This is a genomic window from Nocardia sp. NPDC058518, assembly GCF_042719655.1.
In the GTDB taxonomy this organism is placed as follows: domain Bacteria; phylum Actinomycetota; class Actinomycetes; order Mycobacteriales; family Mycobacteriaceae; genus Nocardia.
Genome location: NZ_JBHXNJ010000017.1, coordinates 28,170 through 51,536 on the forward strand (window position 1 = coordinate 28,170; position 23,367 = coordinate 51,536).

Here is a 23,367-nt window from a genome sequence, read left to right on the forward strand (position 1 = left end):
ACGGTGGCCCGTTCGGGCCGTGCCTCTCGTACGCTCGACCAGGTGACTCCCCGCCACCTGGTCGACGTGCACATCCTGCTGATCCGCGGTGACCAGGTCCTGCTGAGCCTGCGCCGCAGCGGCGACGAGTTCGATCACCGCTGGCACCTGCCCTCGGGAAAACTCGAGGCCGACGAATCAGTGGCGACGGCCGCGGCCCGCGAAGCCGCGGAGGAGATCGGGGTCGACATCGATCCCACCGCTTTGCGCCTTTTCCACGTCGCCCATGTCACCGCCCCCGGTCGCGACTCCCGGCTCGGCTTGTTCTTCCGTACCGAGGTTTGGCGCGGTGAACCTTTCAATCGTGAACCCGATAACTGCTATGCCCTGCAATGGTTTCCGCTGAATGAGCTACCCGCCGACCTGATCGCATATTCCGCGCTCGGATTGGCGGCGCTGAATTCGGCCGCGCCCTATTCCGAATTCGGTTGGCGGGGCTGATAGTTACGGCCACTTGTCAGGAACTCGGCCAGTGGCCGGGCGAGCTGATCGACGTTGCCCGCCGATCCCGCGCGCAGTCCCGCGAACCGATCGAAGACGAGTCCTTCCAGCAGTGCGAGGAAGTCGTGGGCCGACTCGCGGGGATGGGTGGCGCCGAGCGCGTCGAACAGGTCGGTGGCGCGGTCCAGCGAGAACAGGCTGCCTGCCAGGCCTGAGTGCAATGCGGGGTCGGAGAGGACCTCGATGATCAAGGCGTGCCGGGCGATCAGGTCGTGCCGGCGATGTGTGAGTAGCTGATCGAGCCAAGTCGCGATATCGCGTGCGACCTGCACTGGGTCCAGCGGTTGCCCACTCGCGGAGTCTTCCTGTGCGGCAATGAAATCCGCGCGCGATCGGGCGGTGATCCCCGTTGCGACCGCCTCGATCAAAGCCTGTCGCGTGCGGAAGTAATACGAGGTCGAACCCGGTGGCAGTGCCAGCTGGGTGTCCAGCGCGCGGTGGGTGAGCGCGCGGATTCCCCGGGTCGCGATGAGTTCGATGGCGCCCGTCACGATCTGTGCCCGCCGGTCTGTGGACATCGTCACCCTTTCTGGCCGTCGGCGACGCCCGTCCTCTACAACTGTAGAGGACGAGGAGGTTCGCATGAAACCCGACACCGTGGTGCTCGACCCCGCACAACAAGCGGCCCTACACGCGCTCGAATCACTGCTCCCGCGCCTGCGCCCCGCTGACCGCGGCAACCGATGGCCTGGTGCGTTTGCCGCGCTGCGCGGGCGCCCCGCCGACCTGCGCGCGGATCGGTCCGGCATCTACCTGCACGGCCGCCCGGGTCGCGGCAAGACCATGGTGATGGACCGCTTCTTCGCCTCGGTCGATACACATCACAAGCGCCGCTTCCACTTCCACGCCTTCTTCGCGGCCCTGCACACCGCCACCCACACCCTCGGCTCGATCGAACGCGCCATCGACGACCTCCTCGGCGACGCCGACCTGGTCTGCTTCGACGAATTCCATGTCACCGACATCGGCGACGCCATGCTCATCGCCCGCATGCTCGACACCCTCTTCGCCGACCACCGCGCCCTGGTCGTCACCTCCAACTACCGGCCGCAGGACCTCCTGCCCAACCCCCTGTTCCACGACCACTTCCTGCCCAGCATCGAGCAGATCCTCGCCAACCTCGACATCGTCACCCTCGACGGACCGCTCGACTACCGCACCCGAACCGCACACCGCGACACCGGCTTCCTCGCTGGTCACTACGTGCTCACAGCTGGAGTCGCTCGTCACGGCATGCGCTCGGCCGACTCCGGCTGTGTCGAGCGGGGGGTCGTCGACGTGCCCCTCGGCAACGGCCGAACCATCCGCGCACACACCACCACCGACGCCATCACTGTCGGCTTCCACGACATCTGTGCCGCCCCCACCAGCGCCGCCGACTACCTCCGCCTCACCGAGCGCTACCGCCACTGGACCCTGCGCGATGTCCCGCCACTACGCGATGTCCCGCCCGACTGGTCCATGCGCCTGGTGAACCTCGTCGACGTCCTCTACGACGCCGATCTCCCGTTCACCATCCACGCCCCGGAACTCCCACACGAACTGACCGTCGGCGTCCCCGCGATTCCCGATCTCGCGCGCACCACGAGCCGTCTCGGTGAGTTGCCATTAACTGGTGGTTCGGACGTTCGCACTGCGTAGCAAGCCCTTGATCCCAGGGGGACAATAAGAGGAGAGCGGTCCAAAGTATCGATTTGCTCTCGAGCGGACCACTCGGCATGTAACTATGTGGCTGTTTTGTGCATCTCTGGGGTTTGGTGGTACAGCTGTGATCGGGGTGAATCAGCCCATTACGCGGGCGATTGTCGTGATCGCACTGGTCGTCGCCGCGACGATCGCGTTGCAGGGCAGTCTGCCCGGCGCCGGGCCGAACTCGACCGGCGCTCCTTCGCCGCTGCTCGTCGCCGTGATGCCGGTATTGCTGCTGGTCTCGATCGTCATCCTGGTCGCGGGCGTGATCGCCAGCCAGCATCGGCTGCCGCTGGCGATGCCGGAAGCCGAACGCGACGCCATGCCGCGCATCCAGTGGCGCAGGATGGCGCTGCTGATCCCGGTCGCCGTGGCCGGAATCGCGCTGATCTTCGCCGGTGGTGTCACCGCGCTGTTCCTGCTGCCCGGTGCCCGCCCCGTGCGCCCGGCCGCCGAAACGCTGTCCGAGGGTTCCGGGCCCGTGCCGACGACCGACACCCATGCCGCCGACCCCACCACCGGACCTACTGAACTCACCGGCACCGCCCTGGTGATCGCGGCGATTCTGGCCATCGTGCTGATCGTGGTCGCCCTGGTCGGGCTGGTCGTCGTCGCTGTGGCCGCGCGCCGTGAACCGGCCCCCGTCGCCGCCATCGAGGACGAACCGAGTTCCAGCGAAGTCGATTCCCTCACGCGCGCCGCCGAAATGGGCCTCGCCGCGATGAACGCCCCCGGTCAGGACCCGCGCACCGCCATCATCGCCTGTTATGTGGCGATGGAGCGCGGCCTGTCCAGCGACCGCGCCGCCCGCCCGCTGGCCTCCGACACCCCGATGGAAGTGCTCGCCCGTGCCTTCGAAAGCGGTGTGCTGCACGATGCTTCGGCCCGTGAGCTGGTCGCGCTGTTCGAGGAGGCGCGGTTCAGCCCGCACTCGATGCTCGAATGGCAGCGCATGCGCGCCGAACAACTGTTGCGGATCGTGCTGACCGATCTGCAGCGCAGGCTGGTGACGGCATGAGCGGTCAGCGCCCGGAGGCGGTAGCTTGCGTGACCACGCAGGGCGCCCGAGCATGCCAGGGGGGCACCGCGTGAATCGGACTTCGGTGATTGTCACGGCCGTGCTCGCGGTCGCTGTGATCGAAGTGGTGTTGGTGCGGCTCAATCGTGACTCGGTGCTGCTCGCTGTCGCCGTTCCGGTGGCCGCGGCGCTCGCGATGCTGGTCTGGTCGCTGCGCCACCGCGTGATCCGCGAGGAACCGCTCACCGAGTACATCGACAACGGACCGGCGGAGATGCTCGGACGCTGGCACGCGCGCGCCGAGATGCTCACCGCGCGCGCCGACGGCACCCGTGCCGACTGGGACCGCCACCTGCGGCCGTTGCTCGCCAAAGAGTTCGAGTTGTCCACCGGGCTGAGGGTTTCCAAGAATCGCCGGGCCACCGAGGCCGCCGGTCAGCTGCAGTTCGGACCCGAACTGTGGCGCTGGGTGGATCCGGCGAACTCCGCGCTGCGCGATCAAACCGGTCGCGCACCGGGTAGAGAGGCGCTGGATGAGATCCTGCGCCGTTTGCAGACGATGTGAGGGGTTAGAGGCCACCGATGACAATGCCGTTGAACGTGACCGTCCAGCGCTCCGATGCCGTACTGCGTGAGCTGGGCCGTGTCGTGGTCGGCAAGCGGGATGAGATGCAGCTCATCATGATTGCCGTGCTGGCCGGAGGGCATGTACTCATCGAGGACCTGCCGGGCCTCGGAAAGACCCTGATCGCGCGGTCTTTCGCGGCCGCGCTCGGACTCGACTTCACCCGCGTGCAGTTCACGCCGGATCTACTGCCCGCCGACCTGCTGGGTTCCACGATCTATGACATGGCGTCGGGCCGGTTCAACTTCCGTCGCGGTCCGGTGTTCACCAATGTGCTGCTCGCCGACGAGATCAACCGCACCCCGCCCAAGACCCAGGCCGCCCTGCTGGAGGCCATGGCCGAGGGCCAGGTGAGCATCGACGGTGAAACCTTCCTGCTCCCACAGCCTTTCGTCGTGCTGGCCACCGACAACCCGATCGAGTACGAGGGCACCTACCCGCTGCCGGAGGCCCAGCTCGACCGCTTCGCCATCCAGCTGCGGCTGGGCTACCTCTCCGAGGCCGACGAGACCCAGATGATCCGGCGCAGGCTCGAACGTGGTTCCACCGCACCACAAGTGGGCCAGGTCGTCGACGCGCAGGGGCTGATGGAGATGCGTCAGTCGGTCGAATTCGTCACCGTGCATCCCGACGTGGTGAGCTATGTCGTCGCGCTGGCCTCGGCTACCCGCAGCCATCCCCAGGTGGAGGTCGGTGCCAGCCCGCGTGCCGAACTCGATCTGGTGCAGATGTCACGGGCCAGGGCCCTGCTGCTCGGCCGCGACTACGTGATTCCCGAAGACGTGAAAGCGCTGGCGGTCGCGGCGATGTCGCATCGCATCACCCTGCGCCCCGAGATGTGGGTCCGCCGCATTCGCGGTGAGGACGTCATCACCGAACTACTCCGCCGGCTACCGGTGCCCCGCGCCACGAGCACATGAAGCATCGCGACGAATCCAGAACGGTCGAGGTCGACCTCCGGTGGCGGCCCGCCCCGCTGGTGTTCATCCTGGCCGGGTGCGCGGCAGCGGCACTGGTCGTCGCGGTGTTGCTCGGGCAGTGGCAGCTGGTCGTCTTCGCGGCCCCGATGCTCGGGGTGCTCGCCACCGCACCGTGGCAGCAGGCGCCGACCAGGGTCCAGGTCGATGGCAGCGGCACCGTTCGCTGTTTCGAGAACGAGGTGATCGGTTGCAGCGCTGCCGCTTTCGTGGAAAGCGGGCACGCGTTGCTGCGGATGACGGCCCTGCCGATGCCAGGTCTCGAGCTCGAGGTCGAGGAATCCCACGATTCCGGCGGTGCCCCCGCAGGCCTGCGGCTCGGACTCTCTGCCACCCGCTGGGGACGTTATCCGGTGCAGGTCAAGGTGTCCGCGCTGAGCCCGGCCGGTCTCGCGGTCGCGACCACCGAGCTGCCCGCGGCCAAACTCTACGTCTATCCCATCGCCGATCCGCAGCGAATGCGTTTGCCGCGCACAGAACTTCCCGACCGCATCGGCACCCACCTGACTCGCCGCCACGGTCCCGGCGTCGAATACGCCGACATCCGCGCCTACACGCCGGGCGATCAATTGCGCGCCGTCAACTGGCCGGTGAGCGCGCGGCGCGGCAGGCTCTACGTCACCCAGCGGTTCACCAACCGCTCCGCCGACGTGGTGGTCATGGTCGACACCTCCCTGCAAGCACCCGGCCCGGCCAGCGCCTCGCTGGAACTCTCGGTGCGCGGCGCGGCCCAGGTGGTGCAGTCGACCCTGCAATCGGGCGACCGCACCGCCGTGGTGTGCCTGGGTGAATCGCCCCGCTGGCTGCGCCCCGATATCGGCCGCAGGCAGTTCTATCGCATCGTCGACACCGTCCTCGGCGTCGGCGACGAACACGTCGAGACCACCGGCACCCTCGCGCCCCACGCCGCCGTCCCGATCGGCGCGATCGTGGTCGCCTTCTCCACGCTGCTCGACACCCAGTTCGCACTGGCCCTGATCGACCTGCGCAAACGCGGACACGTGGTCGTCGCGGTCGACGTCCTGCGTGGCACTCCCTTCGAGGACGGCCTCGATCCGACCATGGCCAAGATGTGGCAGCTCGAACGCGCCTCGATGTATCGGGACATGGGCACCGTCGGCGTCGACATCATCGCCTGGCCCGAAGGCACCCGCCTCGACCAGGCCATGCGCCTGCTGCCCGAACACCGCCGAGCAGTACGGGTACGCCGATGACGAGATTCCTTGCCCTGCTGGCCGGGCTGCTCCTGGTCGCCGCGATCGCGCTGATCAACCCCATCGCCGGAGTGCCCGCGCTGGCGCTGGTGATGGCGAGCTGGTGGTGGCGACCGGCCTCGGTCGGCGCGGTCCTGATCGCCATCACCGCCCTCGCCCTCGCCGATGTCGGCGTAATAGCCGCGGCGGCAACAGGTTTGGTAGCGACCACCTACCTGCTCAACGCCGCCGTCCTGCACGCTCCCGAAGGCGTAGTGCCCACCACGATCCCCTCGGTCGGCGGTGCGGTGCTGTTCACCATCGCCGCCGCCACCGCGGCCTGGGTTCCCGTCGAACTGATCTGGGCCCCGCTGGCCGCCCCCATCCTCATCGTCGCGATCTACGCCCTGCTGGTGAGCGGCCTCTCGGCCAAGGGTCCGACCGTCGAAGAGATCCGCATCGACGCGGACTAGCTGTCGCGGCCCAGGGGGAAAGTCACGCCGGTGAGTTCCTCGGAGACGGTCCACAGGCGCTGCTGGGCCGCTCGGTCGTGCGAGTCGGAGCTGGAGGTGACCAGCTTCGGATACCCGCGCAACTCCCAGCGGTCGCCGGGGCCGTAGTACTGCCCGCCGGCGACGGCCGGGTCGGTGGCGGCGCGCACGGTGGGCAGGGCGCCCATGGCGGCATTCTGGGTGACCAGTGGCGCGAGCCAGGTGACGGGCAGGCGGAGCGCGGCCGGCGTATTGCGCATGAGTTCGGTGTTGGAGACGCCGGGGTGGGCGGCGACCGCGACGGTGGTGCCGTGCGATGCGAGCTTGCGCTGCAGTTCGTAGGTGAACATCAGGTTGGCGAGCTTGGACTGGCCGTAGGCGGAGACGCGGCTGTACGAGCGCTCCCACTGCAGGTCGTCGAAGTGGATGGCGGCCCGGATGCGGTGGCCGGTGCTGCTGACCGTCACGACGCGGGAGCCGGGGACGGGCAGGAGCCGGTCCAGCAGCAGGCCGGTGAAGGCGAAGTGGCCGAGATGGTTGGTGCCGAACTGCATTTCGAAGCCGTCGGCGGTGGTCTGCCGCGGGGTGTACATCACACCCGCGTTGTTGACGAGGAGGTCGATGCGCGGGTGGGCGGCGCGCAGGTCGGCCGCCGCGGACCGGATCGAGTCCAGTGACGTCAGGTCGAGGGTCTGGACGGTGACGTCGCCGGTAATGCGGGCGGCTGCCTGCTTGCCCTTCTCGATATCGCGGACCGCCAGAACCACCGCCGCCCCTCGTTCGGCGAGCATCCGTGCGGTCTCGAAGCCCAGCCCGGTGTTGGCGCCGGTCACGATCGCCACCCTGCCGTGCTGGTCGGGGATGTGTTGCTCGGTCCAGTTGCCGCTCATGACGTACTCCTTATTAAGAACCATCGGTCTCTTATGAAGTCCAATCTAAGAGACCGATGGTCTTCTGTCAAGGGACCGGCGGTCTTTAAGCTAGGGTGAAGGCGTGAGTTTTCAGCGGGCACGCAGCGAGGAGCAGCGCGAGATCCGCCGCCGGGCGATCCTGGACACGGCGGCGGCGATGCTCGACGAGATGCCCGTGGCCGAGGTGACCCTCAACGAGCTCAGCCGACGGGTGGGCCTGGCCAAGTCGAACGTCCTGCGGTACTTCGAGTCGCGCGAGGCGGTGCTGCTCGAACTACAGGACGTCTTCCTGGGAAGGTGGCTCGCCGAGCTGGCCGACGAACTGGCCGCGGGTGTCGAGGCGAAGGCGGCGCCGGAGGTGCGGGCGGGTCAGCTGGCCGAGATCCTCAGCCGGTCGCTGGCGGAGCAGGTGGTGCTCTGCGACCTCTTCGGCGCGCAGGGTGGTGTCCTCGAGCGCAATATCTCGGTCGAGGTGGTCAAGCAGCACAAGCGTTCCTCCCTCGCGAGGCTCGCGGCCATGGCCGATCTCGTGCGCCGTCACCTGCCGGAGCTCGGCGACGGCGCACAGCTGTTCTGTCTGATGAGCCTGCTCTCGGCGGGTGCCATGTCGGCCTACGTCCCGCCGCCGCCCAGTGTCCTCGCCGCCTACGCGGACGAGCCCGCCCTCGGCGTGTACAACATGGAGCTGCGCGACGCCCTCCGGTACTCCTTCACCGCGGCGCTCGTCGGCGTGCTGCCGCGCGCCTGAACCTGGCCTGCTAGCGCTCGGGCCGCCAGGGGATTCGTCCGTTGCCGTCGCCGGTGGGGGTCCACTGTTCGGACCAGTCCCACAGCGGCTGGAGGGATTCGGCGAGGAGCGCGCCTTCGGTGGTGAGCTCGTAGGCGCCACGCGGGCCGTTCTTGCGGATCAGCGCTGCGGACTGGAGCTGCTGTAGCCGGTCGGAGAGCATGCTCGACGAGCAATTGCCCATGCGCCTGCGGATGTCGAGGAAGCCGAGGGGGCCTGGTTCCAGTTCCCAGATGACGCGCAGCATCCAGCGTTGGCCGAGTAAGTCGATCGCGGCCACGATCGCTTGGGAGGGTTCGGCGCCGTCGCCGGTTGCGCTTCTCATTCAGAAGCACGATAGTTGCTTCTGAATCAGAAGCGTTATGGCCGTTCGGGGTATGGACGAGGAGATCGACGATGGATTCGACAGTTCAGCGAATCGTGTTGGTGACCGGGGCCTCGCGGGGCATCGGGGCTGAGGCCGCCGCGCAGTTCGGGGCGGCGGGGGCGCATGTCGTCGTGAACTTCCGGGAGAAGCGCAAGCGGGCGCAGGATGTCGTGGACGGGATCGTGGCGGCGGGCGGGAGCGCCTCGGTGCACGGTGGCGATGTTTCCGATCCGGCGGCTGTCGAGACGATGGTCGAGGAGGTCGGCCGGACGTTCGGGCGGCTGGATACCTTGGTGCTCAACGCGTCCGGCGGACTCGAGCGGGATGCCGATCCAGGGTACGCACTCCGACTCAATCGGGATGCGCAGGTGAACCTGGCGACGGCGATGCTGCCGCTGATGTCAGAGGGTGGCCGGATCGTGTTCGTTACCAGCCATCAGGCGCACTTCATCCACGAAAACGACAACGTGCCACAGGGTTACACGCCGATAGCACGGAGCAAGCGGGCCGGCGAGGATGCGCTGCGGGCGCTGATTCCCGAATTCCGCGAGCGCGGAGTCGGTTTCACGGTGGTGTCCGGCGACATGATCGACGGGACGATCATCGTCCGCCTGCTGGAACGGCGTGACCCTGGCAGTGTCGAATCCCGCCGCGCGGCGGGCCCGTTGCCCACGGTCGAGGACTTCGCGCGCGTGATCGTTCGGGCAGGCACCGAAGCGGTCGCCGACGGGCACACATACTTCGTCGGCGGAGACGACTATCTCGCCGCCGGTGCGCTCACGCGGTAACCATGTGGACCCGCCAACGCCGAACGGCGTGACCCGGGGGTCACGCCGTCAGGAGGGTCCGCATCAGGCAGAGGCGGTGACCGAAGCTTCGCGCTGGAGTTCCAGGGCGATATCGATGAGCTGGTCTTCCTGGCCGCCGACGAGCTTGCGCTTGCCCGCGCGAACGAGCATTTCGGCGGCGGAGACACCGTAGCGTTCGGCCTGGCGTTCGGCATGGCGCAGGAAGCTGGAGTAGACACCCGCGTAGCCCATCATCAGCGCCTGACGGTCGAGCAGGCATTCCGACGGCATGGCCGGGCGGACCACGTCCTCGGCGGCATCGGTGACGGCGAAGAAGTCCACGCCGGTCTTGACGCCGAGCTTGTCGCAGACGCCGATGAAGGCTTCGACCGGCAGATTGCCCGCGCCCGCGCCGAAGCGGCGAGCCGAGCCGTCGATCTGGGTGGCGCCCGCGCGCACGGCGTAGACCGAGTTCGCCACGGCGAGGCCGAGGTTCTCGTGGCCGTGGAAGCCGACCTGGGCGTCGTCGCCGAGTTCGGCGACCAGGGCCGAAACGCGGTCCGAAACCTGTTCCAGCACAAGCGCGCCCGCCGAGTCGACGACGTACACGCACTGGCAGCCCGCGTCGGCCATGATGCGCGCCTGCTTGGCCAGCAGCTCCGGGGTGGTGCTGTGCGCCATCATCAGGAAGCCGACGGTCTCCAGGCCGAGATCACGGGCGTAGCCGAAGTGCTGGATGGAGACGTCGGCTTCGGTGCAGTGGGTGGCGATCCGGCAGATGGACGCGCCGTTGTCCTGGGAGATCTTGATGTCTTCCTTGACGCCGACGCCGGGCAGCATGAGGAAGGCGATCTTGGCCTGCTTGGCGGTCTCCGCGGCGGCCTTGATCAGTTCCTGCTCCGGGGTCTTGGAGAACCCGTAGTTGAACGAGGACCCGGCCAGGCCGTCACCGTGGGTGACCTCGATGACCGGGACACCGGACGCGTCGAGCGCCCCGACGATGTCGCGAACCTCGGTCACGGTGAACTGGTGACGCTTGTGATGCGAGCCGTCACGCAGCGAGGTATCGGTGACGCGCACATCGAGTTCGCCCGAGTAGGGCTTCAGCACATTGCTCATAGTTGAGTTCTCCCTTTACGCCCGAGCCGAGAGGATTTGATCGGCCAGCACATCGCCGACCTTTGTGGCCGCGGCCGTCATGATGTCGAGGTTGCCCGCGTACGGCGGCAGGAAGTCGCCCGCACCCTCGACCTCGACGAAGATCGACACTTTCGCCAAGCCGCCGGATACCAGCGACGGTTCGTCGAACTGCGGGTCGTTGAGCAGTCGGTAGCCGGGCACGTACTCCTGAATGGACTTCTCCATCCGGAAGATCGACTCGGAGATCGCGTCGCGATCGGCATCCTCGGGGATGGCGCAGAAGATGGTGTCGCGCATGATCATCGGCGGCTCGGCCGGGTTCAGGATGATGATGGCCTTTCCACGTTCGGCGCCACCGATGGTCTCCACACCCCTTGAGGTGGTCTTGGTGAACTCGTCGATGTTCGCGCGGGTACCCGGACCGGCCGACACCGAGGACACCGAGGCCACGATCTCGGCGTAGGACACCGGGACAACCCGCGAGACCGCGTTGACCATCGGAATCGTGGCCTGACCACCGCAGGTGATCATGTTGACGTTCGCCGCGTCGCGCAGCGAATCCAGGTTCACCGGGGGGATCACAGCCGGGCCGACCGCGGCCGGGGTGAGGTCGACGGCGCGGATGCCAGCGGCCTCGTATTTCGGCGCGTACGCGCGGTGCACGTAGGCGGAGGTGGCCTCGAACAGCAGATCCGGCTTCTCGTCGAGGGCGAGCAGCCAGTCCGCGCCCTCGGCTGAGGTTTCCAGACCCAGCCCGCGTGCCCGCTTCAGCCCCTCCGAATCCGGGTCGATGCCGATCATCCAGCGCGGCTCGATCTTGTCCGAGCGCAGCAGCTTGTAGAGCAGGTCGGTGCTGATGTTGCCGGACCCCACGATCGCGGCGGTGACTTTGGTGGTCACGGTGTACTCCTTGGGAAGTCTGGTTCAGCTGAAACGCAAACGGACGGAACCGAGTCCGGAGAACTCGGCGAGGAAGTCGTCACCGGGGCGGGCATCGATGGCGCGAGTGCAGGAACCGGGCAGCACGATGTCTCCCTTCTTCAACCGCACGCCGAAGGTCGCGACCTTGCGCGCCAGCCACGCGACGGCGATCACCGGATCACCCAGCACCGCGTCGCTGCGGCCCTCGGCGATGACCTCGCCATTGCGGGTGAGTACGGCGTCGATGGCCTTGATGTCGATGTCGCCGGGTGCGACGCGTTCTTTGCCGAGCACCCAGCCGGCCGAGGAGGCGTTGTCGGCGATGGTGTCGGTCAGGCCGATCTTCCAGTCGTTGATGCGCGAGTCGATGAGTTCGATCGAGGGCGCGTACGCGACGGTCGCGGCCAGCACGTCGGCCTCGGTGCAGTCCTCGCCGGGCAGGTCGGCGCCGAGCACGAATCCGACCTCGACCTCCACGCGCGGCAGCAGGAACTTCGAGGTGTCGACGGGGACGTCTTCGTAGACCTCCATGTCGGCGAGCAGGTGACCGTAGTCGGGCTCGTCGACGCCCATCATCTCCTGCATCGCCTTCGACGACAGCCCCACCTTGTGCCCGACGACCTTCGCGCCGGACCGGAGCCTGCGCTGGATGTTGAGCAGCTGGATCTCGTAGGCGTCGACCACATCGATATCGGGGAACCGGTCGACGAGCGGCGGCACGGCGACCCGGTCGTCTTCGGCGCGGGCGAGTTCGTCGGCGAGTTGAGTTCGTACCGCGTCAGGCAGCACGCGGACCTCCTTGGCAGCACGGTCGGAAGGATCTAGACGCCAAAACTGTAACCGGTTTTCCAGTTCAGCATCAGCCGTTCACCTGACAATACAACGCTACATCTGGTGATTTCTGCAACATGTTCTACCGAGTTCAACTTTTATCTGTCCAATGACCGGACCCTTCTATAACGTGTTCTACATGAGTGATCGGGAATACGATGTCGTGGTCGTCGGTAGCGGCGCCGCCGGGATGACCGCCGCCCTCGCGGCGGCGCACAAGGGACTGAGCGTTGTGCTGCTGGAGAAGGCCGCGCACTACGGCGGGTCGACGGCCCGATCCGGCGGTGGCGTCTGGATTCCGGGCAACAAGGCGTTGCTCGCCTCCGGCCGCCCCGACGACCGCGAGGACGCGCGCACCTACCTGCACAGCATCATCGGCGACGTGGTGCCCGCCGAGAAGATCGACACCTACCTCGATCGCGGCGCCGAGGCGTTCGACTTCGTCCTCGACCACACCCCGCTGAAGATGAAGTGGGTTCCCGGCTACTCCGACTACTACCCCGAGGCGCCGGGCGGGCTCGGTCAGGGACGTTCGTGCGAGCCGACGCCGTTCAACGGCAAGGTGCTCGGCGCGGAACTGGTCAATCTGGAACCGCCCTACGCCAAGGCGCCGCTCAACGTGGTCGTCATGCAGGCCGACTTCGTGCGGCTCAACCTGATCCGCCGTCATCCCAAGGGCGCGATGCGGGCGCTGCGCGTCGGCGCGCGCACCTACCTGGCCAAGTGGACCGGCAAGCATCTGCTCGGCATGGGGCAGGCCATCATCGCCGCCATGCGCAAGGGCCTGCTCGACGCGGGCGTGCCGGTGCTGCTCAACACCCCACTCACCGACCTGGTGGTCACCGACGGCAAGGTCACCGGGGTCAAGGCCACCGTCGACGGCGAACCGGTCACCTTCACCGCGCGCTACGGCGTGGTGCTCGGCGCCGGCGGGTTCGAACACAATGCCGACATGCGGGCGAAGTACCAGCGGCAGCCGATAACCACTGAGTGGACAACCGGTGCCGCGGCCAACACCGGCGATGGCATCGTCGCGGGTATGGCAGTGGGAGCGACGGTCGGGTTCATGGAGGACGCCTGGTGGGGTCCGACGATCTTCAAGGGCGGCAAGCCCTGGTTCGCGCTGGCCGAGCGCAACCTGCCCGGCACCATCATGGTCAACGACCGGGGCGAGCGGTTCGGCAACGAGTCGGCCCCCTACGTCGAGGCGGTGCACACCATGTACGGCGGTGAGTACGGTCAGGGCGCGGGGCCCGGCGAGAACGTGCCGTCCTGGCTGGTGTTCGACCAGCGCTACCGCAACCGCTACATCTTCGCGGGCCTGCAACCGGGACAGCGCTTTCCGTCGCGCTGGCTGGAGAACGACTACATCGTCAAGGCCGACTCGATCGCGGAGCTGGCCGAGCGCATCGGCGTGCCCGTCGAGAACCTGACCTCGACGGTCGAGCGCTTCAACGGCTTCGCCGCCACCGGCAAGGACGAGGACTTCGGGCGCGGCAACAGCCACTACGACCGCTACTACGGCGACCCGACCGTGAAGCCGAATCCGTGCCTGGCCGAACTGTCGCAGGGCCCGTTCTACGCGGCGAAGATGGTGCCCGGCGACCTCGGCACCAAGGGCGGCCTCGTCACCGACACGGCCGGACGGGTGCTGCGCGAGGACGATTCCGTCATCGACGGCCTCTACGCCGCGGGCAACTCCAGCTCGCCGGTGATGGGCCACACCTACGCGGGCCCCGGCGCCACCATCGGCCCCGCGATCACCTTCGCCTACCTGGCGGTCCTCGACATCGTCGCCAGGAAGACGACCGACTCGGCGAAGGCGAACGCATGAGCGTGAGCCCGACGATCACCCTCGGCTACCTCGCAGTGCTCGACGTCTCCACGACCGGGTCGGCGGACGACACGGCCCGATACCCACAGGAGTAAAACCGTGCCCATTGATCTAGCGACCGCGCTCGGCGCGACTCTGCCCGCGCGCGAGTTCAGTTGGACGCCCACCGATGTGCAGCTCTATCACCTGGGTCTCGGCGCGGGCGCGCGCCCGACCGATCCGGCCGAGCTGGCCTACCTCGACGATCGCGAACCCCAGGTGCTGCCGACGTTCGCGGCGGTGGCGCCGACCCTCGGCGCGACCGAGCCGCCGAGGGTGAGTTTCCCCGGCATCGAGATCGACCTGGCCAAGGTGGTGCACGGGCACCAGGAAGTGGTGGTGCACAAGCCGATTCCGGCCGCGGGCAAGGCGGTCTGGGGCGGCCGGATCGCCGAGATCTGGGACAAGGGCGCCAATGCGGTGATCGTGCAGGAGCACACCGTCACCGGGTCCGACGGTGAACCGCTGTGGACGGTGCGGTCCTCGATCTTCGCCAAGGGTGAAGGCGGCTTCGGTGGCGATCGCGGCCCGAGCACCCGAACCGAACTGCCCGATCGCGCGCCCGACGCGGAGCTGCTCACCCCGACGTTGCCCCAGCAGGCGCTCCTGTACCGCCTGTCCGGCGACCTCAACCCCCTGCACTCGGATCCCGAATTCGCCCGTGGCGCAGGCTTTCCCGCCCCGATCCTGCACGGACTGTGCACCTACGGCATGGTATGCAAGGCCATCACCGACGCCCTGCTCGACAGCGACGCGAGCCGGGTCGGCGGCTTCCGGGCCAAGTTCGCGGGCGTGCTCTACCCGGGTGAGACCCTGCGCACCAAGGTCTGGCGGCAGGGCGACGAGCTGATCGCGGTCGTCACCGTGGTCGAGCGCGACGACGCCCCGGTCCTCGGCGACGTGGCGTTGCGAATCGTCTGATCCGAACCACTGATCATCAGGGCATGGTGCCGAGAGGGACCATGCCCTGATGACTTGGTGCGTGCGGAAACTCGCTGGACAGGGCCGATATAAGTAGTACATGGGTGAAGGCTCGGGGTCGTTGTTCTGTGGGGTCGCGCTGGCTGCTCGGATCGAGCGGTTGGAGGTCGATGCGATGGTGGGGGCCTGCGCGGTGGGGCGGGCGCGGGGTGGTGGGGGGTTCGTTCGGCCGGTTGCCGGCGGGGCGGCGTGTTTCGCGGAGGTGGGGTCGCCGTTGAACAAAGTGGTGGGGATCGGGTTCGGCGGGGCGCCTTCGGCGGGGGAGTGGGAGGCGATAGAGGCCGCGTACGCGGAGGTGGGTGTGCCGGTGCAGGTCGAGATCGCGCACCTGGCCGATCCGCGGATCGCGGCGGAGCTGACCGGGCGGGGGTATCGGTTGCTGTCGTTCGAGAATGTGCTCGGGATGGAGTTGGCGGGGCGTACCTGGGCCGCTCCGGCGCAGGTCGAGGTTCGCCGTGCGGACGCCGACGCATTCGATACCTGGCTCGATGTCGTTGTCGGCGGGTTCGCCCATCCCGATGACGAGGATGTTCCGTCGCATGAGGAGTTCTCGCGCGAGGCGATCGCCGCGGTGATGCGAGATATGGCATCCGCCAACGAGACTCGCTGCTATCTCGCGTATCGCGATGGGCAGCCCGCCGGCGGTGCGAGCATGCGGACCGGGAGTGGCATCGCGGCTCTCGCGGGCGCCGCGACCGCGCCCGAGCATCGCAGGCAGGGTGTGCAAACCGCGCTCCTGTCCGCTCGCCTGACCGATGCGGTGGCAGCGGGGTGCGACCTCGCCGTGATCACCACTGCGCCCGGCTCGAAGTCACAGCAGAACGCTCAGGGCCGCGGCTTCTCGCTCCTCTACACCCGCGCAGTCCTGGTCAAAGAGGTCTGACAGGCAATTGACGACCCGCGCCACCGCCCGTCGGCCACGGCGGCATCGATCGCCGCGTATCCCGCGGGTCGCATCCGCCCGGCCGCGATGAGGGCTTCGGCCTTCGCGACATTGATCTGCGACCACGGGCTGCGCGCCCGCCGCGGCGAATAACGCTGCAGGTAGTGATCGGCATCGAGGCCGCGGCGGTGGCTGTCGATCCAGCCGTAGCAGAGTGCGCCGTCGAGGGTTTCGGTGATCGTCACCGAGGGATCCGGCGCGCCCTTCTTGGCGATCCGCACCCAGACCTCGCTCGCGTCGGCATGGTTGGCCACCAGCCAGGCCTCCCATTCGGCCGAATCGGCGCAGGTGATGATTTCGATGCTCTGGTTCATGAGAACCATCCTGGCCGTCAAAGTGCTCATCAAATGAGCAGTTTTACCAGCAGTTGGTCTTACTTCTTGCCGTCGAGTGCGGCCAGCAGTGTATGAGCGGCCTGTTTCGCTTGATCGGCGCGGCCGGGGCTCTCCACCCCTTGCAGGTGGAAGGCCCAGTGGGCTTCGAACAGGCAGGCGAGGGCATACGCGGTCGCGGCTACCCGCTCCGCCGTCGCCGCGGGGTACGCGGTGCCGAGCTGCTGCTCGAGGCCGGGTAGCCAGCGATCGGTCCAGAGTTCGGTGAGCCGTTGGCGGACAACAGGTTCCCTGGCCGCGAGGGCGACCAATTCGGACCACACCACCAGGTCGTCGCGATTCGCGTAGGCGCCCGGCTCGAACATCCGGGTCACCCGGTGCTCGATCGGCTCGTCGGCGTCGAGGCGCACGAGCGCGTCACCGTACTCGGCGACGGCATCGGTGATGAAGGCCTGCATGAGCCCGTCCCGGCTACCGAAATAGTGCAGGACCAGGGTGCGCTGGACACCTGCCGCCGTAGCCACCCGCGACAGCGTCGTGTTGGCGAAGCCCTCCGCGGCGACGACCGAACGCGCCGCCCGCAGGATCTGGGCGATCCGCTCTCTGGCCTTGCTCGGGCGGCCGACTTTATTTACTGTCATGTTAGTAAATATATTCGATGGGGAGGCAATGATGCGAGTTCTGGCACTGGGTGGGGCAGGGGAAATGGGGCGCGCCGCGGCGCGGGTGCTCCACGGCGACAGCAGGGTGACCGCGCTGACGATCGCCGACCGGGACGAGTCAGCGGCCCACGCGGTTGCCGCGGAGCTGGGGGCCAAGGCCACACGCCGCCGCCTCGATGTCACCGACGGACCATCGTTGACCGCGGCATTGCGCGAGGCCGACCTCGTCGTGAATACCGTCGGCCCCTACTTCCGCTTCGGCCCGCCCATCCTGGCCGCGGCGATCGCCGCGCGCTGCGACTACATCGACATCTGCGACGATCCGCAGCCGACCATGGACATGCTGGAACTGGACGCGCAGGCGCGCGCGGCGGGCGTGACAGCACTGGTCGGCATGGGCGCCAGCCCCGGCATCGCCAATCTGCTCGCCGTGCTGGCCGGCTCGGAACTCGACCGGGTCGATTCCGTGGTCACCGGTTGGAACATTCACTCCGCCCACACCGAACCGGCAGGTCAGGGCGCGACCGCTGCCGTGGTGCACGGCATGCTGCAGATTGCCGGTGACATCCCGGTCATCCGCGATGGCTTGCGCACCCAGCGACCGGCGCTGGAACGGATGCGCATCGACTATCCGGGACTCGGCACCGGCGAAGGCCGCAGCTTCGGCCACCCGGAAGCGATCACCGTCTCGCGAGCCTTCCCCGAACTCCGCGACGCGACCACCGTGGTCGTCGGCGACCGCTCGACTTCGGCCGCGCTGCTGGCCCTGCGCTGGGCGATGGGCGCTCGCCTGCTGACACTCGATCAGGCGGCAGGACTGGCCGCCCGCGTCGAACGACTCCTGCCCGCCGATCCGGCGAAACTGATCACGGCCGGTGGTCTGCCACCCCTGTTCGCCATCGCGACCGGCCTTCGCGAGGGTGTCGCCGCGACCGCCGCCACGGCACTGTGCCAGGTCCCCGGCCTCACCATGGCCGACAACACCGGCGTGCCATTGGCGGTCGCGGCGCTGTTGGGGTCGCGGAACCCCGGCGTCCACACTCCGGAGACCCTGCTCGATCCCCACGAGTTCTTCGCCGCGTTCGCCCCGCACTGTCTCGGTGCGCCGAGCCCCGCCGCGATGACGGTCACCACCCGAAGCTGGGCCACCGAGGAAGACAACACCGCAGCACTGTCGTCCGCGCTGTTGACCGCATTGCTCACAACGAAATGAGCCGACGCCCAGGTGTCCCCGTGGCGTCGGCACATGCTCCTCACCGCCTGCTCAGGCCGCTCGATTCACAGCCAGGTGTCGAGGCTGGTGGTGGTGAGGAAGTGGTCCAGGTCGGCGCGCCAGGGGGCCGGAGTGGTCTTGTCCGGCTCGATGCCGGTGTATTGGCCGCGGTAGAACAGCAGCGGACGGCCGCCGGTAGCGGCCGATTCCGCGAGGGCGTGGACCCGGCCGATGACGATGTAATGATCGCCCCCGTCGACGACGGAGTCGACGGTGCACTCGATGGTCGCCAGCGAATCGTCGAGCACCGGCACACCGAGTTCGGATTTCTGCCAGCCCACACCGGCGAACTTGTCGGGCTCACGCGAACCGAAGCGCGCGCAGACCGGCTGCTGTTCCTCGGAGAGAACGTTCACGCAGAACTTGCCCGCCGCCTCGATCGCCGCCCACGAGCGCGAGCCCTTGGTGGGGCAGAACAGCACCAGCGGCGGGTCGAGGGAGAGGGCGGCGAAGGACTGGCAGGCGAACCCGATCGGCGCGCCGTCGGGGTCGAGTGCGGTGATCACCGTGATGCCGGTGCAGAACTGCCCGAGCACGGTGCGGAACTGCCGGCCGTCGATCGCCGGTATTTGCTCTGTCATGTCCTTCGCCCCTGCTCTACTGCTGCCGAAATCCGACGGTGAAATCGTGACCCCACAGGCTGACCGCGGTCGATTCGCGGGCGACCCAGGCGTGGTCGTCGACTTCCAGTCCTTCACAGCCGAATTCGATATCGAATCCGCCGGGAGTCTTCATGTAGAAGGACAGCATCTTGTCGTTGATGTGCCTGCCGAGGGTGGCCGACATCTTCACCTTCTTGCGGTAGGCGCGGTCGAGGCAGAGGCCGACGTCGTCGGAGTTCTCCACCTCGATCATCAGATGCACGATGCCGGTCGGATTCGGCAGCGGCAGGAACGCCAGCGCGTGGTGGCGCGGGTTGCAGCCGTAGAAGCGCAGCCACGCCGGGTCGCCATCGGCGGGACGCCCCACCATCTGCGGCGGCAGCCGCATGGAATCCCGGAGCCGGAAGCCGAGCACGTCCTGGTAGAACGCCTGTGCCGCGGCATCGTCGGTGCAGGTGAGAACCACGTGGCCCAGACCCTGTTCGGCGGTGACGAACTTGTGGCCGTAGGGGCTCACGAAGCGGCGGCCCAGGTACTGCGCGCCGTAGAACGCCTCGAGGGTGTTCCCGGCCGGATCCTGGAACCGGATCATGCCCTCGACGCGGCGCTCACCGAGCTCTTCCTTGGTGCCCTCGGTGAAGGCGACGCCTGCCTTGTCCAGGGTCTCCCGCAGCTGCTGCAGGCCGGGAGCGTCGGTGACCTCCCAGCCCGAGACCAGCAGCCGGTCCTGCTCGCCAGGGACGATCACCAGTCGTGCGGCGAAATCATCCATGCGCAGGTAGAGCGCGTCGGGGTTCTGCCCGGTGCCCTCCATCATGCCGAGCACCTTGAGGCCGTACTCGCGCCAGGCCGCCATGTCGGTGGCCTCGATGCGCATGTAGCCGAGCGCGCGAATACTCATTGCTTCTCCCCGAGGAAATCGACTGTGAGCCGGTTGAACTCGTCGAACTTCTCCAGCTGCGCCCAGTGCCCGCAGCCACCGAACACGTGCAGCTGGACGCGCGGGATCACCTTGGTGGCCACGAGCGCGCCGTCGAGCGGGTTCACCCGATCTTCGCGACCCCAGATCAGCAGCACCGGCTGACGCAGCTTGTACGCGTCACGCCACAGCATGCCCTTCTCGAAGTCGGCACTGGCGAAGGACTTGCCCATCGCCTTCATCGCGGCCAACGACTCGGGGGTGCTGGCCAGTGCGAACCGTTCGTCGATCAGCTCGTCGGTCACCAGCGACTGGTCGAAGACCATGATCCGCAGGAACTTCTCCAGGTTGTCCCTGGTCGGTTCGTAGGTGAACCGCGAGAGCAGCTTCACGCCCTCGGTGGGGTCGGGCGCGAACAGATTGGTGCTCAGCCCGCCCGGTCCCATCAGCACGAGCTTGCCCGCGCGGGTGGGGTGGTCGAGGGCGAATCGCACCGAAGCGCCGCCGCCGAGGGAGTTGCCGAGCAGGTGCACCCGGTCGGTGATCTCCAGATGATCGAGCAGCGCGAGCAAGGCGTTCGAGCTGTGCACGAAGTACTGCGGGTGGTCGATCGGCTTGTCGGACTTGCCGTATCCCGGCTGATCGGGCGCGATCACGTGATAGTGCTCGGCCAGCACCGGGATATTGCGGGCGAAGTTCGACCACGCCGAGGCGCCGGGTCCGCCACCGTGCAGCAGCACGATCGTCGTCGCGTTGCCCACACCGGCTTCGTGGTAGTGCAGCTTCAGGTCGGGGGTGACCTGCGCGAAGCGAGAGGTCGCTTCGTAGGTGAGTTCAGCGGTCTGGGTCATCGGCTACACCATGGCGTCGGTGACGGGCAGCCCGAACTCGTGCGTGCCGTACATGACGTAGGCGCGCTCGGGATCGTTGGCCGCGTGCACCCGCCCGGCGTGCGCGTCACGCCAGAAGCGCTGCAGCGGAGTGCCGTTGGCGAGCGCGGTCGCGCCGGAGGACTCGAACAGCTTGTCGATCGAGGCGATCACGCGACCGGTCGCGCGTACCTGGTCGCGACGAGCGCGCACGCGCAGATCGAACGGCACTTCCTCGCCTGCCAGCAGCAACGCGTACTCCTCGGCGACATTGCCCGAGAGCTGACGCCACGCGGCGTCGATGTCGCTGGCCGCCTCGGCCACGCGGACCTTGGCGAACGGGTCGTCCTTGGCGTTCTCGCCGGCGAAGGCCGCGCGCACGCGCTTGCCCTGGTGCTCGACGTGCGCCTCGTAGGCGCCGTAGCCCATGCCGACGATCGGCGCGGAGATGGTGGTGGGGTGGATGGTGCCCCACGGCATCTTGTACACCGCGTCGGTGTTCTGCTCGAGGCCCGGCGCGCGGCCTTCGCTCATCGCGCGGAAGCTCAGGAACCGGTGCGACGGGACGAAGACGTCCTCGACCACGACGGTGTTGGAGCCGGTGCCACGCAGGCCGACGACGTTCCACACGTCATCGATGCGGTAGTCGGAGCGGGGGATCAGGAAGCTGCCGAAGTCGACCGGCTTGCCGTTCTTGATCACCGGACCGCCCAGCACCGCCCAGGTGGCGTGGTCGGAACCCGAGGACCAGGCCCACGAGCCGCGCACGATGTAGCCACCGTCGACGGCCTGTCCCGCACCCATCGGCGCGTAGGAGGACGAGATGCGCACATCGGTGTCCTCGCCCCAGACGTCCTGCTGGGCCTGCTGATCGAACAGCGCCAGGTGCCAGTTGTGCACACCGATGATGCCCGCCACCCAGCCGGTGGAGCCGCACGCGCTGGCGATCCTGCGCACGGTGTCGTAGAAGACCACCGGGTCGGCGGCGTGGCCGCCCCACTGCTTGGGCTGGAGCAGCCGGAAGAAACCGGTCTCCTGCAGCGCCTTCATGGATTCTTCGGGAATGCGGCGCAGGTCCTCGGCCTCCTGCGCGCGCTCACGCAGCGTCGGCAGCAGTGCCTCGACCCGTTCGGTCACTTCTTGCGTCATTTCGGAGCCCGCTCCTGCCCTTGTCGGATCGACAACCGGTTCTTTTCGTCTCTGAGATTAGAACAGGTTCTCGTTTCTGTCGAGAAGATCGCCCTACCTCGGATATAACAGGAGTCAACAGAGAAGTTCGCTGGACAACTGGCGTGAAGTGGCTCAGTTTTGTAACGTGTTCTAGTGAACGAGGAGGGTTCGGGATGGCGATCAACCCCAAGGTGAGGGAACTCGATGTCGGTGCACCGCCGACGAGGTTCGCGCGCGGCTGGCACTGTGTCGGCCTCGCGTCGACGTTCCGCGACGGCAAGCCGCACGCGGTAGAGGTCTTCGGTACGAAGCTCGTCGTGTGGACCGATACCGACGACCAGATCCGCGTGCTCGACGCCTATTGCAGGCATATGGGCGGCGACCTGAGCATGGGAACGGTGAAGGGCGACGACATCGCCTGTCCGTTCCACGACTGGCGCTGGGGCGCCAGCGGAAAGTGCACCGCGATTCCGTACGCGCGTCGCGTTCCGCCGCTGGCCCGCACCAGGAAGTGGACCACGCTCGAGCGCAACGGTCAGCTCTACATCTGGCACGATCATGAGGGCAACGAGCCGCCCGCCGAGGTCACGATCCCGTATATCGAGGGTCCGTACACCGACGACCAGGGCAATCCGACCGAGACCCACAACAGCGGCTGGACCGACTGGACCTGGGACTCGTTGCTGATCCAGGGCGCCAACTGCCGCGAGATCATCGACAACGTCGTGGACATGGCGCACTTCTTCTACATCCACTACGCCTTCCCGACGTTCTTCAAGAACGTCTTCGAAGGGCATGTGGCGACGCAGTTCCTGGAGACCAAGGGCCGACCCGACGTCGGCATGGCCGCCAAGCACGGCGGTGACACGCTGCTGAAGTCGGAGGCGTCCTACTTCGGGCCGTCCTACATGATCAATCCGCTGGTGAACATCTACAGCGGGTACGAGATCAAAGTTCAGCTGATCAACTGCCACTACCCGGTCGACCAGGATTCGTTCGTGCTGCAGTGGGGCCTGAGCGTCGAGAAGCCCAAGGGTCTCCCCGACGAGGCCGCGAAGAAGCTGGCCGACACGATGGCCAAGTTCTTCGGCGACGGCTTCCTGCAGGACGTGGAGATCTGGAAGCACAAGTCCAAGGTCGAGAACCCACTGCTCTGCGAGGAGGACGGCCCGGTCTACCAGCTGCGCCGCTGGTACGACCAGTTCTACGTCGACGTCGCCGATGTCACCGAGAAGATGACCCAGCGCTTCGAATTCGAGGTCGACACGACCAAGGCGAATCAGGCATGGGAGGCCGAAGTGGCGGAGAATCTGCGTCGCAAGGCCGAATCCGAGGAAGCGGGCGTCTGAAAATGAGTCGAAGCGAGCCGCAAAGGTGGCGCGCGGAGGGGGGGGGGGGGGTGGGGCGGCACGCGGGGGGGGGGTTGGGCGCGGCGGGTGGGTTTGAACAAAAACAGAGCCCCCCC

Annotated in this window: 26 protein-coding genes; 14 read left to right on the top strand and 12 right to left on the bottom strand. The window is 67.5% G+C overall.

Translation table 11 applies throughout. The features are described from left to right. Positions 1-42 precede the first annotated feature (42 nt). Positions 43-480 (top strand): NUDIX domain-containing protein, encoded by a 438-nt coding sequence (locus ACFWPX_RS25855; RefSeq protein WP_378929777.1) that lies wholly within the window; start codon positions 43-45, stop codon positions 478-480. On the opposite strand, the gene ACFWPX_RS25860 is transcribed toward ACFWPX_RS25855, so the two are convergent. Continuing rightward, the gene (locus tag ACFWPX_RS25860) at positions 453-1,058 is read right to left on the bottom strand and encodes a TetR/AcrR family transcriptional regulator (RefSeq protein WP_378929779.1); all 606 of its coding nucleotides are present in this window, start codon (positions 1,056-1,058) and stop codon (positions 453-455) included. The genes ACFWPX_RS25855 and ACFWPX_RS25860 overlap by 28 nt on opposite strands. 64 nt (positions 1,059-1,122) lie before the next feature. On the opposite strand from ACFWPX_RS25860, the gene zapE reads away from it, so the two are divergent. The 6 genes from zapE to ACFWPX_RS25890 all read left to right on the top strand — a co-directional run bounded on the left by zapE (position 1,123) and on the right by ACFWPX_RS25890 (position 6,515). After that, positions 1,123-2,181, top strand: coding sequence for a cell division protein ZapE (zapE, locus tag ACFWPX_RS25865; RefSeq protein WP_378929781.1), 1,059 nt, complete (start codon positions 1,123-1,125; stop codon positions 2,179-2,181). A gap of 136 nt (positions 2,182-2,317) precedes the next feature. Next, positions 2,318-3,247 (top strand): DUF4129 domain-containing protein, encoded by a 930-nt coding sequence (locus ACFWPX_RS25870; RefSeq protein ID WP_378929783.1) that lies wholly within the window; start codon positions 2,318-2,320, stop codon positions 3,245-3,247. 100 nt (positions 3,248-3,347) lie between these two features. Continuing rightward, a complete protein-coding gene (locus ACFWPX_RS25875) occupies positions 3,348-3,812 on the top strand; it encodes a hypothetical protein (RefSeq protein WP_378929785.1) in 465 nt (154 codons plus the stop codon). A 17-nt stretch (positions 3,813-3,829) separates the two neighbouring features. Beyond that, positions 3,830-4,792 carry a MoxR family ATPase gene (locus ACFWPX_RS25880; protein ID WP_056818940.1) on the top strand — a complete coding sequence of 321 codons (963 nt, stop codon included), beginning with the start codon at positions 3,830-3,832 and terminating at the stop codon, positions 4,790-4,792. Continuing rightward, complete coding sequence (locus ACFWPX_RS25885; protein ID WP_378913773.1) at positions 4,789-6,063, top strand: DUF58 domain-containing protein; 1,275 nt, start codon at positions 4,789-4,791, stop codon at positions 6,061-6,063. Before ACFWPX_RS25880 ends, ACFWPX_RS25885 begins: the two co-directional genes overlap by 4 nt. Then, on the top strand, positions 6,060-6,515 hold the full coding sequence (locus tag ACFWPX_RS25890; RefSeq protein ID WP_378929787.1) for a hypothetical protein: 456 nt from the start codon (positions 6,060-6,062) through the stop codon (positions 6,513-6,515). The genes ACFWPX_RS25885 and ACFWPX_RS25890 overlap by 4 nt, the downstream gene beginning before the upstream one ends. Here ACFWPX_RS25890 and ACFWPX_RS25895 read toward each other — a convergent pair. Beyond that, positions 6,512-7,423 (bottom strand): SDR family NAD(P)-dependent oxidoreductase, encoded by a 912-nt coding sequence (locus ACFWPX_RS25895; RefSeq protein WP_378929789.1) that lies wholly within the window; start codon positions 7,421-7,423, stop codon positions 6,512-6,514. The two genes, ACFWPX_RS25890 and ACFWPX_RS25895, sit on opposite strands and share 4 nt — an antisense overlap. A gap of 103 nt (positions 7,424-7,526) precedes the next feature. Here ACFWPX_RS25895 and ACFWPX_RS25900 point away from each other — a divergent pair, with 103 nt between their 5' ends. Continuing rightward, on the top strand, positions 7,527-8,192 hold the full coding sequence (locus ACFWPX_RS25900; RefSeq protein ID WP_378929791.1) for a TetR/AcrR family transcriptional regulator: 666 nt from the start codon (positions 7,527-7,529) through the stop codon (positions 8,190-8,192). A 10-nt stretch (positions 8,193-8,202) separates the two neighbouring features. Here ACFWPX_RS25900 and ACFWPX_RS25905 read toward each other — a convergent pair whose 3' ends face one another. Then, entirely contained in the window at positions 8,203-8,556 is a 354-nt protein-coding gene (locus ACFWPX_RS25905) for a winged helix-turn-helix transcriptional regulator (protein WP_378913777.1), read from the bottom strand. Positions 8,557-8,627: 71 nt separating this feature from the next. Between ACFWPX_RS25905 and ACFWPX_RS25910 the strand changes: the two genes are divergently transcribed. After that, positions 8,628-9,386 (top strand): SDR family oxidoreductase, encoded by a 759-nt coding sequence (locus ACFWPX_RS25910; protein WP_378929793.1) that lies wholly within the window; start codon positions 8,628-8,630, stop codon positions 9,384-9,386. 63 nt (positions 9,387-9,449) lie between these two features. Here ACFWPX_RS25910 and dmpG read toward each other — a convergent pair whose 3' ends face one another. From dmpG to ACFWPX_RS25925, 3 genes are read right to left on the bottom strand one after another with little or no spacing between them, the layout of a single operon-like run. After that, on the bottom strand, positions 9,450-10,505 hold the full coding sequence (dmpG, locus tag ACFWPX_RS25915; RefSeq protein WP_378929795.1) for a 4-hydroxy-2-oxovalerate aldolase: 1,056 nt from the start codon (positions 10,503-10,505) through the stop codon (positions 9,450-9,452). Positions 10,506-10,520: 15 nt separating this feature from the next. After that, a complete protein-coding gene (locus tag ACFWPX_RS25920; protein WP_378929797.1) occupies positions 10,521-11,426 on the bottom strand; it encodes an acetaldehyde dehydrogenase (acetylating) in 906 nt (301 codons plus the stop codon). A gap of 24 nt (positions 11,427-11,450) precedes the next feature. Beyond that, entirely contained in the window at positions 11,451-12,236 is a 786-nt protein-coding gene (locus ACFWPX_RS25925; RefSeq protein ID WP_378913779.1) for a 2-keto-4-pentenoate hydratase, read from the bottom strand. Positions 12,237-12,417: 181 nt separating this feature from the next. Between ACFWPX_RS25925 and kstD the strand changes: the two genes are divergently transcribed. From kstD to ACFWPX_RS25940, 3 genes are all read left to right on the top strand, one after another. After that, entirely contained in the window at positions 12,418-14,112 is a 1,695-nt protein-coding gene (gene kstD, locus ACFWPX_RS25930; RefSeq protein WP_378929799.1) for a 3-oxosteroid 1-dehydrogenase, read from the top strand. Positions 14,113-14,211: 99 nt separating this feature from the next. After that, the gene (locus ACFWPX_RS25935) at positions 14,212-15,072 is read left to right on the top strand and encodes a MaoC/PaaZ C-terminal domain-containing protein (RefSeq protein WP_378929801.1); all 861 of its coding nucleotides are present in this window, start codon (positions 14,212-14,214) and stop codon (positions 15,070-15,072) included. Between the two features lie 283 nt (positions 15,073-15,355). Further along, the gene (locus ACFWPX_RS25940; protein ID WP_378930008.1) at positions 15,356-16,015 is read left to right on the top strand and encodes a GNAT family N-acetyltransferase; all 660 of its coding nucleotides are present in this window, start codon (positions 15,356-15,358) and stop codon (positions 16,013-16,015) included. Here ACFWPX_RS25940 and ACFWPX_RS25945 read toward each other — a convergent pair. Continuing rightward, positions 15,982-16,389 carry a YdeI family protein gene (locus ACFWPX_RS25945; protein WP_378929803.1) on the bottom strand — a complete coding sequence of 136 codons (408 nt, stop codon included), beginning with the start codon at positions 16,387-16,389 and terminating at the stop codon, positions 15,982-15,984. The genes ACFWPX_RS25940 and ACFWPX_RS25945 overlap by 34 nt on opposite strands. Before the next feature lie 59 nt (positions 16,390-16,448). After that, on the bottom strand, positions 16,449-17,048 hold the full coding sequence (locus ACFWPX_RS25950) for a TetR/AcrR family transcriptional regulator (protein WP_378929805.1): 600 nt from the start codon (positions 17,046-17,048) through the stop codon (positions 16,449-16,451). Positions 17,049-17,079: 31 nt separating this feature from the next. Here ACFWPX_RS25950 and ACFWPX_RS25955 point away from each other — a divergent pair, with 31 nt between their 5' ends. Then, positions 17,080-18,282, top strand: coding sequence for a saccharopine dehydrogenase family protein (locus ACFWPX_RS25955; protein ID WP_378929807.1), 1,203 nt, complete (start codon positions 17,080-17,082; stop codon positions 18,280-18,282). A 65-nt stretch (positions 18,283-18,347) separates the two neighbouring features. Here ACFWPX_RS25955 and hsaB read toward each other — a convergent pair whose 3' ends face one another. The 4 genes from hsaB to hsaA are packed head-to-tail and all read right to left on the bottom strand — an operon-like array spanning position 18,348 to position 21,881. Next, positions 18,348-18,923, bottom strand: a complete 576-nt coding sequence (gene hsaB / locus ACFWPX_RS25960; RefSeq protein WP_378929809.1) for a 3-hydroxy-9,10-secoandrosta-1,3,5(10)-triene-9,17-dione monooxygenase reductase subunit — start codon at positions 18,921-18,923, stop codon at positions 18,348-18,350. Between the two features lie 16 nt (positions 18,924-18,939). Then, complete coding sequence (gene hsaC, locus ACFWPX_RS25965) at positions 18,940-19,845, bottom strand: iron-dependent extradiol dioxygenase HsaC (protein WP_378913786.1); 906 nt, start codon at positions 19,843-19,845, stop codon at positions 18,940-18,942. Next, positions 19,842-20,714: a 4,5:9,10-diseco-3-hydroxy-5,9,17-trioxoandrosta-1(10),2-diene-4-oate hydrolase gene (gene hsaD, locus ACFWPX_RS25970; protein ID WP_378913787.1), complete on the bottom strand. Its 873-nt coding sequence runs from the start codon at positions 20,712-20,714 to the stop codon at positions 19,842-19,844. Before hsaD ends, hsaC begins: the two co-directional genes overlap by 4 nt. 3 nt (positions 20,715-20,717) lie before the next feature. Next, positions 20,718-21,881, bottom strand: coding sequence for a 3-hydroxy-9,10-secoandrosta-1,3,5(10)-triene-9,17-dione monooxygenase oxygenase subunit (gene hsaA, locus ACFWPX_RS25975; RefSeq protein ID WP_378929811.1), 1,164 nt, complete (start codon positions 21,879-21,881; stop codon positions 20,718-20,720). A 194-nt stretch (positions 21,882-22,075) separates the two neighbouring features. Between hsaA and ACFWPX_RS25980 the strand changes: the two genes are divergently transcribed. Continuing rightward, positions 22,076-23,251: a Rieske 2Fe-2S domain-containing protein gene (locus ACFWPX_RS25980; protein WP_378929813.1), complete on the top strand. Its 1,176-nt coding sequence runs from the start codon at positions 22,076-22,078 to the stop codon at positions 23,249-23,251. Positions 23,252-23,367: the final 116 nt, after the last annotated feature.